Source organism: Halodesulfovibrio marinisediminis DSM 17456 (assembly GCF_900129975.1).
GTDB classification, from domain to species: domain Bacteria; phylum Desulfobacterota; class Desulfovibrionia; order Desulfovibrionales; family Desulfovibrionaceae; genus Halodesulfovibrio; species Halodesulfovibrio marinisediminis.
Genome location: NZ_FSRG01000003.1, coordinates 457,030 through 470,941 on the forward strand (window position 1 = coordinate 457,030; position 13,912 = coordinate 470,941).

The 13,912-nt window shown below is 45.4% G+C and carries 11 protein-coding genes; 5 read left to right on the forward strand and 6 right to left on the reverse strand.

The window, feature by feature from the left end:
* Positions 1 to 40: 40 nt before the first annotated feature.
* Positions 41 to 1,849 (reverse strand): DAK2 domain-containing protein, encoded by a 1,809-nt coding sequence (locus BUR09_RS02270; protein WP_084539293.1) that lies wholly within the window; start codon positions 1,847 to 1,849, stop codon positions 41 to 43.
* Between the two features lie 403 nt (positions 1,850 to 2,252).
* Between BUR09_RS02270 and glpA the strand changes: the two genes are divergently transcribed.
* From glpA to BUR09_RS02290, 4 genes are all read left to right on the forward strand, one after another.
* Positions 2,253 to 3,797 carry an anaerobic glycerol-3-phosphate dehydrogenase subunit GlpA gene (gene glpA / locus BUR09_RS02275; RefSeq protein ID WP_074215330.1) on the forward strand — a complete coding sequence of 515 codons (1,545 nt, stop codon included), beginning with the start codon at positions 2,253 to 2,255 and terminating at the stop codon, positions 3,795 to 3,797.
* Positions 3,798 to 3,805: 8 nt separating this feature from the next.
* Entirely contained in the window at positions 3,806 to 5,089 is a 1,284-nt protein-coding gene (glpB, locus tag BUR09_RS02280) for a glycerol-3-phosphate dehydrogenase subunit GlpB (protein ID WP_074215331.1), read from the forward strand.
* Between the two features lie 61 nt (positions 5,090 to 5,150).
* Positions 5,151 to 6,662: a glycerol kinase GlpK gene (gene glpK / locus BUR09_RS02285; RefSeq protein WP_074215332.1), complete on the forward strand. Its 1,512-nt coding sequence runs from the start codon at positions 5,151 to 5,153 to the stop codon at positions 6,660 to 6,662.
* Between the two features lie 133 nt (positions 6,663 to 6,795).
* The gene (locus BUR09_RS02290; RefSeq protein ID WP_074215333.1) at positions 6,796 to 7,326 is read left to right on the forward strand and encodes a type 1 glutamine amidotransferase domain-containing protein; all 531 of its coding nucleotides are present in this window, start codon (positions 6,796 to 6,798) and stop codon (positions 7,324 to 7,326) included.
* Between the two features lie 79 nt (positions 7,327 to 7,405).
* Here the strand turns inward: BUR09_RS02290 and BUR09_RS02295 are convergent, their stop codons facing one another.
* A complete protein-coding gene (locus tag BUR09_RS02295; protein ID WP_074215334.1) occupies positions 7,406 to 8,578 on the reverse strand; it encodes an MFS transporter in 1,173 nt (390 codons plus the stop codon).
* Positions 8,579 to 8,775: 197 nt separating this feature from the next.
* On the opposite strand from BUR09_RS02295, the gene BUR09_RS16780 reads away from it, so the two are divergent.
* Positions 8,776 to 8,928: a hypothetical protein gene (locus tag BUR09_RS16780; RefSeq protein WP_175565970.1), complete on the forward strand. Its 153-nt coding sequence runs from the start codon at positions 8,776 to 8,778 to the stop codon at positions 8,926 to 8,928.
* Between the two features lie 105 nt (positions 8,929 to 9,033).
* Here BUR09_RS16780 and BUR09_RS02300 read toward each other — a convergent pair whose 3' ends face one another.
* The 4 genes from BUR09_RS02300 to BUR09_RS02315 all read right to left on the reverse strand — a co-directional run bounded on the left by BUR09_RS02300 (position 9,034) and on the right by BUR09_RS02315 (position 13,690).
* Positions 9,034 to 9,636, reverse strand: coding sequence for a 3D domain-containing protein (locus BUR09_RS02300; RefSeq protein ID WP_074215335.1), 603 nt, complete (start codon positions 9,634 to 9,636; stop codon positions 9,034 to 9,036).
* Positions 9,637 to 9,963: 327 nt separating this feature from the next.
* Positions 9,964 to 10,383 carry an rRNA maturation RNase YbeY gene (gene ybeY, locus BUR09_RS02305; protein ID WP_074215336.1) on the reverse strand — a complete coding sequence of 140 codons (420 nt, stop codon included), beginning with the start codon at positions 10,381 to 10,383 and terminating at the stop codon, positions 9,964 to 9,966.
* A 5-nt stretch (positions 10,384 to 10,388) separates the two neighbouring features.
* Entirely contained in the window at positions 10,389 to 12,680 is a 2,292-nt protein-coding gene (locus tag BUR09_RS02310; RefSeq protein ID WP_074215337.1) for an HD family phosphohydrolase, read from the reverse strand.
* 11 nt (positions 12,681 to 12,691) lie between these two features.
* Positions 12,692 to 13,690 (reverse strand): PhoH family protein, encoded by a 999-nt coding sequence (locus BUR09_RS02315; protein ID WP_074215338.1) that lies wholly within the window; start codon positions 13,688 to 13,690, stop codon positions 12,692 to 12,694.
* Positions 13,691 to 13,912: the final 222 nt, after the last annotated feature.

Genomic DNA, 13,912 nt, shown 5'->3' on the forward strand with positions numbered 1-13,912 from the left:
AATTTTGAGCGGCTTTTTTTAGTATGTTTAATCTTTTCAATTAGGAATCACATAAAACTGATACTGCACATGCTCCCGGTCCACTGTAGCAACCGAGAACCGGAGATGCCTGTAGTTCAAATTCAACCTTGGCATGGAATTCTTTTTTGAGCATAGCTGCAAGACGTTTCGCTTTTTCAGGTGCTTCAACGTGGGTGATAGCAAAGCGAAGATTGGTTTTGCCTTTAACACGTTTTTTGAGCAGTTTGATAAGGCGTGCTTCTGAATGACGAACACCAAAGCATTTTGCAGCAATACCGCATAGGCCTTCGTTGTTTGTATCAAACTCAAGTACTGGTTTGATATTAAGTAGCTTGGCGATGGCACCGATATTTTTGTTTAAACGGCCACCTCGAACAGCAAAGTCCACAGTGTCCATTGCAACAAGGACAAAAACATTGTCACGCATAGCTTCTACACGTTCTGCAATCTCTTTTGCGCTTTTTCCTTGCTGGGCAAGTTTAGCAGCTTCAAGAATAACCAGACCGAGACCACCGGTAACGGTGTAGGTGTCTACTGCATGCGGATCGTCGAGAATGGAAGCACCCATGTTTTTGGAAGACTGGAATGTGCCGCTATGTGCTGCCATAACATGGAGCGCAACGACTTCTTCGTAGTTAGCGTTTAAGGCTTCGTAGAGTGCTTTGTAATGCCCCGGAGAAGGCTGTGATGTTTTTACAGACTTGGATTCCGGAAGCATTTTATTAAATTCTTCAGTGGAGATATCCACTTTATCCAGCATTTCCTTGTCATCCATGTACAGCTTGAGTGGTGCTACATGAATGTCATATTTTTTCAGCAACTCGTCTGGAAGGTCACAGGTGGAGTCGGTGAGAATGCCAGTGCGCTGTTCTTTAACGGTGAGAAGATTTCTGTGCTGCTCGAGCATGTCTTCTTTTTTCTGATGAGAAACTTCACCGTATTTATTCGCGATTTTGAAAACGGTTTCAGGTTCATTCGTATGAACATGAACGCGAACTTTAGTGGAAGTACCTGCAACAACAAGTGAGTCACCAAGTGCACCGATTTCTTCACGCAGGGAGTCACGGTCAATGTTTTCACCGGAAACCATGCACTCGGTACAGAAGGAGTATGTGAGGCTGTCAACAGCTACACGGTCATGCACGCCTTTGGAAGTTTCAGGAATGATGTTTTGTTCTTCCTGTCTATTTAGGCTGCCGCGTTCAGTAAATTCTACAATACCTTCGAGAAGGTATACAAAGCCCAGTGCGCCAGCATCAACTACGTCGGCTGCTTTTAAAGAAGCGAGTTTTTCTTTGGTAGAACGAACAGACTCTTTTGCATGCTCAAGGGAATCATACAAGAGGTCGTGGAAGTTGTTGTAGTTCTGATGGTTGGCAGAGAGGTGATCTGACCAGTCACGAATAACGGTGAGGATGGTTCCTTCTTTCGGCTCAGATATGGCTTCAAGAGCACGTCTAGATGCGTTTGAAGCTGCGTCAGAAAAATCTTTAAGAGTTACTCGCTGCAGACCTTTTACACCTTCAGAAAAACCGCAAAGGAATTGGGCAAGAATAACACCGGAGTTACCGCGGGCGCCGAGGAGAGCACTTTCCGCAATAATTTCACTCATTTTACCGATTGATTGGTCAAGGGCATTGGCAGATTTTTTAACAACGTTATCCATTGTTCCTGCCATGTTGCTGCCAGTGTCTCCATCCGGTACAGGGAAGACATTAATGTCGTTCAGATGCCCGTGTTTTTCAATGAGACGTTTCGCAGCTGCGTTTACAACGCGTTTAAAACGAATACCGTCTAAATATTGAATTCTTGTAGTTGATGCCTTCAAGCTTATCTCCTTAAGCGGCCTAATAAAAAAGCGCATTAGCCACACTGCTATAATGGAGAAAAGCAATTTAAGCAAGGTGAACAGTGTCCACGTACGTAGAAAGTGGGTTTTATGGCTCCGAATTGTCACGATATCTGCCTAGTCACAGCTGGACATTATAGGTTCGATTGCATACATATAGTCGGTACTAGTCGAGAAGTGTCTTTTTTATAGTTTTGCAGGCTAAATATTGCTTTGCAGAATTTTTTACTCTGTCTTTTATTTCAGATTGTTAGGCTGGTGCGAATGTGAAACTGTACGGTAGATAATAGTGTTTGTCCCGTCAGTGAGCAAAGGGTAGTTCCTTTGCAGTGTTTTTTGTTGTTGATAATTGTTTTGTGATACATGAAGTCTGGAGGTTTTTTTGCAGACTCAAGTACTGATTATCGGTGCAGGTGCAACTGGTACCGGTATTTTTCGAGACTTAGCCCTTAGGGGCGTAGAATGCATGCTTATTGAGCAGCGTGATGTGAACGCCGGTGCATCCGGTGGTAACCACGGCCTGCTTCACAGTGGTGCCCGTTATGTGTCCACTGACCCGCATTCTGCTAACGAGTGTAAAGTTGAAGGGGATATCATCAAAGAATTCGCCCCTCACTGCATTGAAAATACAGGCGGTTTGTTTGTAGCAGTGAAAGGTGATGATGAAGAGTACATCAACCAGTTCCCTATCAACTGTGAAAAAGCTGGAGTGCCATGCAGGGAAGTAAGCCCTGAAGAAGCATTGGAACTCGAGCCTAACCTTAACCCTGATGTGATCGCTGCTTATGAAGTTGAAGACGCATCAATCGATCCGTTTAAGCTCTCTTTGGAAAACGTTGCAGACGCTGAAGCACACGGGGGTGTGTACAAGCGCTACATGAAGTTGCTTGGTTTCAAAAAAGAAGGCGGAAAAATTACCGGCGCCCGCGTGGTTAATACCCGTACCGGTAAAGAGTCTGTTATTGAAGCTGAACAGTATGTAAACGCAACCGGAGCATGGGCTGCTAACGTCGCAGAAATGGCAGGTGCTAACATTCGCATGACATATGCAAAAGGTAGCCTGCTTGTAACCCTTTCTCGACTGAACCATCGTGTAATTAACCGACTGCGTCCTCCGGGAGACGGTGATATTCTCGTTCCTGGCGGTACGGTTTCTGTTTTAGGTACCACTTCTGTTCGTGTTGAAGATCTTGATAACGTGGCTCCATCCATCGACGAGATCAACCGCAACATTGATCAGGGCGCCCAGATGGTACCTGTTTTAGATACCTGCCGTTATGTTCGTGCCTATGCAGGCGTTCGTCCGCTTGTGCAGCTTGGTGATGCTTCCAGTGACCGTGCTGCAAGCCGCGGCTATGCATTGCTTAGTCATGAAGAAGAAAATCTTGAGAATTTTATCACCATCACTGGTGGTAAACTCACAACCTACCGCCTTATGGCAGAACGTTGCGCTGACCTTGTTTGTAACCGACTTAAGGTTGACGCACCTTGTCTCACCCGCGGTACTGTCCTTCCTGATTATGTTCAGACTGAATGGGCGGAGCCTTCCATTCTCACTAAACGCGAGTGGATGCGTCGTCACAATTCAGAAGACTACCTCCTTTGCGAATGTGAAATCGTACCTAAGAGTGCTGTTGACACTATTCTTGATTCTTTCGGTGAGGGCGAAAAGCCTGGTATTCAGGCTGTCGGCCTGCGTAGCCGTGTGGGTAAAGGCTCTTGTCAGGGCGCATTCTGTGGTGCTCGTATTGCTGCTCACATGTACGATCGAGACCTCTTTAAAGGTAACGAAGGTGTAGAGAGCATGCGTGATTTCCTTTCCAAACGTTGGAAAGGTCAGCGTCCTATTTTGTGGGATGCTCAGTTCAATCAGGCAGAACTTAAAGAAGCACTGTACTTCGGTCTTCTTAATCTGGAAATGGATTAGAGGGTGATATGAGCAACTTGCCAGTCACTGAACGTGATCTTTTTGTAGTAGGTACCGGTATTGCTGGTATGTCCGCTGCTGTGTATGCAGCAAACCGCGGACTGTCTGTTACTCAGGCAGGCAGCACCGGTGAAATTGTATTTTCCAGCGGCTTATTCGACGTAATGGCCGTTCATCCTGTTGAAGAAAAAAAGCTTTGGGATAACCCTTGGGAAGCAATGGCAGCAGTTTCTGCCGATATGCCGAACCATCCTTACGCACATGTAACCCGTGAAGATGTAGAAAAGGCGTATGGCGAACTGTTCGATTTCCTTTCTAAATTCGGTCTTGAATACCGTATGGAGAAAGATGCGAACAGCAAAGTGCTTACCCCGATCGGTACAGAGAAAACCACTTGGGCTGTTCCTGCTACCATGTGGGCAGGTGTAGAAGCTTTCAAAAACAATGCTTCGACATTGCTGATTGACTTCGAAGGTCTTCGTGAATTCAGCGCAAAACAGGTAGCCACCACCATTGGTGATAAGTGGTCTAACCTTAAAACAATGCGCCTGACATTCCCGGATTCTGCATCTATGAAGCCTATTCTTACAGGTATAATGGCTCAGTCCATGGAGCTGAAAGAAACCCGTGAAAAGCTGTATGACCTTATCAAGCCGCACCTTGATGGTGTAGAGGCTGTCGGTGTGCCTGCAATTCTGGGTATCTACACAGCAGATGAAATTCTGGAAGAAATGGAAAAAGAGCTTGGCGTAAAAGTTTTCGAACTCCCGACGTTACCGGCTTCCGTACCGGGTATGCGCCTTAAAAGCCTTTTTGAAGGAAGAATTAGTACCTTAGGTGTTGATTTAAAGTTACAAAATAAGGTATTTTCCATAACCCCACTCGAAGATGGTCGCTATGAAGTGACCTTCGGTGTACAAGCACCTACCGAAAAAGTGGTTGCCAAAGGTGTTGTGCTTGCCACCGGTCGATTCCTCGGCGGCGGACTGTTTGCTGACAGACATCACATTGTGGAGACTGTGATGGGCCTGCCAGTATCTCAGCCGGCTGACCGTGAAGAGTGGCATCGAACCGACCTTCTTGACCCTCGTGGACACAAAGTAAGTTCCGCAGGTGTAGAGGTCGATTCTTCGTTCCGTCCAGTTGATGAAAACGGAGAGGTTGTACACGAGCGTGTATTCGCTGTCGGCTCTCTGTTGGCTCATCAGGACTGGATGCGAATGAAATGTGGAACTGGCATTGCGGTTGCTAGTTCACTCCGTGCTGTTGAAGCGTTTGTTGCTCAGCAGTAGGCTTACTGTTTAAGCATTAATCAGTTTATTGTTAGCCTTACCTTAAAAGTGGAGGATCACTATGGCTAAGTACATTGGCGCTGTTGACCAGGGAACTACAAGCTCACGTTTTATTATTTTTGACAAGAAAGGCCGCATTGTCGGCATGGATCAGAAAGAACATGAGCAGATTTTCCCTAAACCAGGCTGGGTAGAGCATAACCCAATGGAAATCTGGGAAAATACCCAGGAAGTAATTCAGGGTGCTTTAAAGAAAGCCGGCCTTAAAGGTTCCGACATCGCTGCTATCGGTATTACCAACCAGCGTGAAACTACCGTTATCTGGGACCGCAAAACTGGTAAGCCTTTCTATAATGCAATTGTTTGGCAGTGCACCCGTACTGACAAGATTTGTAAAGAATTGATGGCTGAAGGCGGTCAGGATCGTTTCCGTGAAAAAACCGGTCTCCCGATTGCGACTTACTTCTCTGGTCCAAAGATGAAATGGATCATGGATAACGTACCGGGTGTGCGAGCTGCTGCTCGTAACGGCGATGCTCTCATCGGCACAATGGAAACTTGGATCATCTGGAACCTTACTGGTGGCGCAAAAGGCGGCGCACATGTAACTGACGTATCCAACGCTTCCCGTACTATGCTCATGGATCTCGCAACCCTCCAGTGGGATAAAGAAATCCTTGATATCATGGATGTTCCTGAAGCAGCTCTTCCACGTATCGTGTCTTCTTCTGACAACGAAACATGGGGTTCTACTGATGAACATGGTCCTCTTGGCGCACGTGTACCTGTTTGTGGCGCTCTTGGTGACCAGCAGGCTGCACTTGTTGGTCAGGCTTGCTTTGATACTGGTGAAGCGAAAAACACATACGGTACCGGCTGCTTTATGCTTCTTAACACCGGTACTAAACCAATCCAGTCTAAACAGGGCCTTCTCACTACCGTTGGCTACAAGTTTGGTAATGAAGAAACTGTATACTGCCTGGAAGGCTCTATTGCTATTGCAGGTGCTCTCATCCAGTGGCTGCGTGACAACCTTAATCTCATCAGCGCAGCACCTGAAGTTGAAGAACTTGCTAAGTCCGTGGAAGATAACGGCGACGTTTATGTTGTTCCTGCATTCCAGGGCTTGTTTGCTCCGTACTGGCGTTCTGACGCTCGCGGCGTAATCGCAGGTCTCACCCGCTTTGCAAACAAAGGCCATATTGCTCGTGCTTGTCTTGAAGCTGTTGCTTATCAGACTCGCGACGTTATCGAAGCAATGAACAAAGACTCTGGCGTTGACCTTACTACCCTCAAAGTTGACGGTGGCATGGTAATGAATGAACTGCTCATGCAGTTCCAGTCCGATTGTCTCTGCGTACCTGTTATTCGTCCTCAGGTTACTGAAACAACATGCCTTGGTGCTGCATATGCAGCTGGCCTTGCAGTTGGTTACTGGTCTAGTATTGACGATCTTCGTTCTAACTGGGCTGTTGATAAAACCTGGGATCCGCAGCTCGGCAAAGAAGAGCGTGAAAAAGGATACGCTGGTTGGAAAAAAGCTATTGAGCGTACTTTCAACTGGGTTGACTAGTCTTAGTTCATCTTCTGTAATTACAAGCGCACAGAGCACATGCTCTGTGCGCTTTTTTTATGTCCGCTCACAAGGTAATAACAGAATAATTCCCTTTACATGGTACAGTAGAACGTAACGTAGGAGGCACGTTATGGGCTTAATGAATGGGAAAAAAGTTTTAATGTTCGTGGAAGATCTGTTTGAAGATCTCGAACTCATGTATCCAAAACTACGCCTCATTGAAGAGGGGGCGGCAGTAGTTCTTGCCGGAAAGAATACGGACACTGTATACAGAGGGTACCATGGATATCCTGTTAAGGCGGATATTCGACTTACAGATGTAAATCCTAATAATTTCGATATATTGGTTATACCTGGTGGTTTTGCTCCGGATAAGTTGCGTCGTTGTATGGATGTTAAGAGTATAACGCGGGCAATGCATGAACGTGGGAAGATCATAGCGTTCATATGTCATGGTGGATGGATTCCAATTTCTGCCGGTATTCTAAATGGGTATACATGTACCTCAACACGCGGCATCACAGATGATCTGGAAAACGCAGGAGCCAAATGGGTGAACGAACCCGTTGTGATAGACCGTAATCTTATAAGCAGTAGAGCACCGGATGATCTCCCTGCATTTTGCAGAGCCATTATTCAGTGCAGTAGCAATCAGGACTAATTGAAATAGACAAAAAAGTCCCCTGACACCTAGGTCGGGGGACTTTTTATATGCATAGATTAGCGGTTGGGTGTTGAAGTTAGTTCTGAGTGTGTGCGTCTGAGGGACAATTTAATGCCAGAAAAAACATGACTGCACCGACAAGTGTAGCGCTGTAGAAGACGGAAGAAATACCACCAAAAAGTAGAGGGAGTGAAAAGAGTGGTGGGCTTATTGTTTGTGCAAGTCGCAGCACTGTACCATTTACAGCCATGACAGCTCCGCGTTTTTCGATGGAAGCAATGCCGGTGAGTTTTGCTGCAAGGTTTGGAAAGGATAGCCCTTGCCCCATGCCGAAGAATCCAACAGGAATAGCAAGTAGCCAAAAATTGCTAGGTATAGGCATGGTAACCATTGCAGCAGAGAAAAAGACAGCAGCAAAACATAGCATGGTGCGAACCGGTATTATTCTACGTAAGCGTCCTAGTTGTGAGGCTGCAGCACCTGTAAATACGGAAGATATAGCGAACAGTAAACCGATACGGGACGGGCTTGCGTTAAAGACGGTGTCCGAAAGGATAGGCACATAGGTGATGATCGGGCCGTAAAGGATTGTGAAAGTACATAGTGTCATTCCAAAGAGGACAAGCGCTCTTTTTGATGAAACAATTTGAGCTGTCTTTTTAAAGTAACTTGTGATGGTCTCTTTTGATTTCGGATTTGGTATGTCTAAGTAGATTGCACAGAGTACCGCAAGTGGCAGCGCTAAGAGTGGAAGCATGAATGGATATTGCCAGCCAAGTTCTCCAAGCAGGCCCCCGATGAAAGGGAAAAGTGCAGTTCCAAGACTGAGTACAGTTGCGTTGTAGCCCATGACCTCAAGGCGTCTCTGGCCAGAGTACAGGTCGCCTGTGATGGTTGTGTAAAGCAGGCTGATTGGTGCTACTCCAATACCTTGCAATACTCGTAGGAAAAGAATGAGTTGATAGTCTGTAGTCAACGAGCATGAAAAACCAGCGATCCCAAAGAGTATGAGTGACGGAATGAGCACAGCCTTTCTACCGTATCTGTCGGCTAGGATTCCAGCAAATGGCGTAAGAAAAATACCAGGAAGGGTAAAGCTTGTGAGAAGCAAACCGATCTGTGAATCTGGAATATTCAAGGAACGTCCAGCACTTGGCAGTACTGGAAGGATACTGGAAACACCCATAACGACGAAGAGGGTGATGCCAAAGAGCAGGAGTAAGTTTTTGTCTTTAAAGAGGTTTTTCATGCAGTGCTCGTGGGTGAAAAATAATGAATGCCAGACTTGTTTAGTTGTTGCGATACGTAAGGTCAAGGAACACTACAGACTCTGGAAAATTGTTGGTACTGTGTGGGCTTGCCTGCGTGAACCTCCTTTTAGAGTTGCATCCCTTGTTATTCCTATATAATGTGTAGCTTGTGGGTGGGAATAGAGGAGATATATGTATGGAAAAGAAGGTTCGATGCCCCTATTGCGGTAAAGTGTTTCGGTGCAGAATTCGTTCTATTAGTGGTGAAGGACGTGTTATCGATTTGACTTGCCCATATTGTAAGGAACAGTTGATCTTAAAGACAGATATGATAACTGAAGCAAGTTAGTTACTGTTTTTTATTATTTGATCTTACAAGCAAAACGCCTCTGAAAAACTCAGAGGCGTTTTGTTTTATATACCCGATGCGTTCAGTAGGGCGTATGAACGTGGGTCAGTTCGTGCGTCTGCAAAGGTCTTCCGAAGCCAGAAGAAAGTCTTTATGCGGAGTGGGATACAATTGGGTATAGGTTTTATCTGAAATTGGTGGAGAATTGAGCAGATAAGCCTCTAGATTTCTTCTGCCGAATGAAAGAGCCTGAGTTGTTTCAGGCATAAAAACATCAATTTGATTTTTTTTGCGTTTTGCCATTAGGTCTTCAATGGTGAATACGCCAAGTGACTTGATGTATACTTTTTTCCCGAATGTCCAACCCTTCGCAAAAAGGTCACGGGATACGGCAATAATACCAGGGCGAACTTTTGTATTAGATGCTGTGATGAACGGTGTGGAGTCAGTTTCGATGCTTCGCGGGCTATAGGCAGTAACTTTAACAACTCGTTTTGCACGTGAATCGTGTAAGGATTGCTGTGTCCTGCGTCCTATTTCAAGGGCTAATTCTGATTGAACTGAGTTGTTGCGCAGCACTACTTGCATGGCATGAAGTTCTTGATTCTGTGAATCAATTAACTGCCTGAGTTGCTGTATCTCACGTTGGTGCTGAATGAAAAAAGCTCCAGCAGCAAGGAAAAGAAGTAAGTATATACCGTTTTTCATAATTACCCATGCCGATAAATGTATAGTGTCGAGTATCTACTATACAATAGAAACAATATTGGGCAATAATCTTTTACGTTAAACTGTGTATACTAAGTCGAATTAACGTCGCTAATTTATTGTCTTAATGGGAATGTTTTTTGTTGTAGTATATGGTCCCCACAGGATGAGGAGTTTGTGATGTGTTTAGTTGCATTAAATAAGAAACACCATGCAGTATAATTTGCATGGTGTTAGTTTTTTACATTGAATACAATGTATATTTCTAGAGAATTGATAGAGAAAAATTGCTGGAATTATTGTTGGATAACGTGTTAAGTATTTTTGCTAAATAGAAGCAAAGCCTGCGTCAACAGCAACATCGGTCAGCGCAAACATTTCGTCGCCGTGATCGTATCCTGCAAGGTGCAACATGCCGTGAGCAATAAGGCGTAATGCGTGCTCTATTCTGTCCTGTCCGTATAGAAGGCATTCTCGTTCAAGGGTGTCCATGGATAAAGCCAGCCAGCCTATATTATGTGTGCTTCCATCCTCTGTGGAGGGAAAAGACAGAATGTTAGTCGGGCCGTCACACTGCAGAAAAGATGCATTTAAGTCTGCAATAGTGGCATCATCCACGAGATTAATTTCAACGTCCTTTCCTTCATGTCCAATGGCGGAAAGCATTGCATTCATCCCACGGGTTAATTCCGTGCGGGAGAAGGGAAGAAGCCAGTCGACTGACTGGCTTTTTTTAATTGTAATCATATATCTTACGCTGCTTCAGGAGCAGTACCGTTTTTAGGTTTTTCAGGCCTTTCATGGTGTCCATTTTTCTCTTCATGGTTCTTGATGCACCCATTTCGTTGCTCCTCCGGATATTCAATCCTCCTATGGAAAATGCCGGTAAGCACTCGATGGAAGCTTTCACCAACTTTGGTTAAGTCAGAAAATGTAAGCTCAGAGTCATCCAACTGACCTTCAGAGAAGATGCCTTTCATAATAGTATCGATATGTCCGCGCAAACGACTTGGAGTTGGGTCGGCAAGCACGCGGCTGGAAGCTTCAACAGCATCCGCCAACATTACAATTGCTGCTTCCCTGCTTTTCGGCTTAGGGCCAGGATAGCGGAAGTCGTTTTTGCATAAGGTTTCATCTTGTTCTGCTGCTTTTGTATAGAAGTAGCGAATTACAGATGTACCATGGTGCTGCTGGATAATATCTTCAATCTCATGACCAAGACGATGTTTGCGGGCAAGACCGACGCCTTTTTTTACGTGGGAAATAAGAATGAGCGTACTCATGGCAGGGGTAAGCTTGTCATGAGGGTTTTTTGCCCGTCCTTGGTTTTCAATAAAGTATTGAGGCTTAGCCAGCTTCCCGATGTCATGGTACAGCGCAGCAACTTTACAGAGCAGGCTGTTTGCCCCGATGGATTTGGCACCTGCTTCAACAAGGTTGGAAAGGATGAGTGAATGATGATAGGTGCCGGGGGCATTCATCATGAGTTCCTGAAGCAATGGCTGCTCAAGGTTCATCAATTCCATCAGCTTAAAGCGGGTGGTGTAGTTGAAAATGAGTTCGATGATCGGGCTGAGAGCAAATACGACCAGTAAAGAAATGATTCCATTAGCTGCAGCAAAGACTGAACCTACAGCGAGTTCTGGTATATCAAGTTGCTGGTAAAGAGCCAGACCAACCCATGTAATGAGAAGACCACCCATAAGCGGCAACCCACTGACTGCAATGTCTTTACGGCTTTCTGCATGCTGCACGAGCCATACATTGATCATGCCACCGAGGAAGTAGAACAGGAATAGTTCAATTGATCCACTCATCATAACAGTGCAAAGGAAGCTGATGATTAGCGCAATAACGCTGCATCGTCTGATGCCGAAGATTAAGCCTACCAATCCAAGTGCACCCGGTACAGGGTAGAGGATTGGAAGTAGTTCTGCGGCATGCTGAGCACCATCAAAACTGCTTTGTAGTAGCGTGAATGCTTTTGCGCCACCGGCAAACAGGATTACTAGCATTGTTGTGAGTAGCAAATCCTGGTTTCGCAAAGAACAGAGCCTGCGACCTCTGCGCTCAAACGCCAGTCCGGCACCAAGCAGCAGGGTTGTCATAAAGACGCCGAGCATCTGGTATGGGAAGAATCGCTGGTTCTTATGTGCTAGCAGCGCCTGTAGCTTTATCTGGATAGGCAAGGTTACGCGCTCGCCTTTGCGGACAATGCTTTCACCTTTTTTAATGCTGTAATACACAGGGTCAACTGCATCTACAGCTATTTGTTCGCGAAGCTGAGTCTCTACTCTGTTAGGAGTAACTGTCGGTGTCAGCACCGGTGAGATAAGAGCTAGAACTGCATTACGTGTACGTAATGGTGCTTTGCCTTTGCTGCGCAGCTCTTTCAACAATCCTTTTTTGGTGGTTGAAAGGTCACCAATCTTAAAGGCAACGGAATGCAGTGTTTCATTGTTTTGCGCAAGGTCGCGGATAACGTAGCCGTTCCTGTTTTGCAGGAGTAAAGTACGGTCTGCCACAATGCCCTTGTTGAGCATGTCTACAATGTAGGGCAGTGCTTGTGTGTAAAAAATGGTCTGGAAGCGTTCTTCTTTCCAATGGTTGTAGGTCTTACGAGACACTTCAACATTAAGAAGTTCTTCAATTTGCCAGCGGATAGCGTCTTCTTCACTTACGGAGGCTCGTGGAGAGTTGATTAAATCAAAAATCAGTCGAAATTTGTCTTGAATTTTGGAAATCGGAGAACGGTCGAGATCGTATATAGGCGGTTGAAGTTCCGCCACTTGTCTGCGTTTGGCGAGAGTGGAACTGGTATCTTCAAAGAGTAAGTTCTGTGTTGCGAGCACGTCCTGTGCCGCCACTTCCCCTGCAACGTACAGTGGTAGAGGGGGGCGCAGATTAGTTCCGCTAAGAATGGCAAGGCAGATCAGTGCAGTAAGGAATACGAAAAGCCCAAGTTTTGGAAAAGTTGAAATGGCATTACGTATTTTGGCAGACCCTTTTTGTCCTGAACCGCGCGCTTTACTTTTAGAAGTCATAGCCTGCTCGGTTAATCTTTTTTTGTCAGTTCTGTTGAATAACGCTCATACGCGTTAACAACTTTTGCAACCAGTGGATGACGAACAACATCCTCATGGTGAAAATGTATGAAACGGATTCCCTTGATATTTGCCAAGACCCTCTGAGCCTCGATAAGACCAGAGCGGGGAGTGCGGAACTCACCACATACCGGTAAGTCAATTTGTGTTACATCTCCGGTAACTACCATGCGGGAACCGTACCCCATACGTGTTAAAAACATTTTCATCTGTTCAGGGGTAGTATTTTGCGCTTCATCCAATATAACGAAAGCATTATTGAGGGTTCGTCCGCGCATAAAAGCTAACGGGGCTATCTCAATTACTCCAGTTTCAATCATGTGCGTCACTTTCTCTAAATCCAGCATGTCATGCAGGGCATCGTAGAGCGGACGCAAATACGGGTCGACTTTTTCCACAAGGTCACCAGGTAAAAATCCTAATTTCTCACCCGCCTCAACAGCCGGTCTTGTAAGAATGATTTTTTTTACCTGTTTTGTGAGAAGCATTGATAATGCCATAGCAACAGCAAGATACGTTTTACCAGTTCCCGCTGGCCCAATCGAAAAGACCATTTCGTTTTCGCGTAATGCAGTCAGGTAGTCTCGTTGGCTTAATGTTTTTGGCGCAATAGTTTTCTTAGGGGAAACAACAAAAACAGAGTCTTTAAACAGTTTTTGCAAATTTAAGTTTGGTTCACGCTGGAGCATGCCGTAAGCATAGGTGATATCTTTAGCGTATAAGGGGTTGCCTGCTTTGAGCAGACCGTAGAGTTGCGTGAGGAGATTAAGAACCGTATGTAGTGCGTCCGGATCAGATGAGCTGGCAGAAAGACTTGTCCCTTTTGTATCCAGCTGTACGCCACTTGCTTTGGTGATAACGGAGAGATGTTTGTTTTGTGGACCAAAGAGAGCGTTCGCAAGATGAATGTCATCAAAGTCCAATGTCTTCGTCACAAATGTTTTTGTCATATACGTTCTGGCCGCGTTGTCGCGGAAAAGTTAATGTGTATAATCTGCCCGTGTGGTAGCCTGTTTTTCGAAATGAGTCCACTCGAGTGCTATTGCAAAGAGTTTTTTGCAGTTTTCTAGTAGCTTGATAACGCTATATATTCGGACAAGGCACTTGTTGACGCATCAAGGCGTTCGGTGTCATTGATTTGAATTCTCATAAAAAAATATGAAATAGAACAG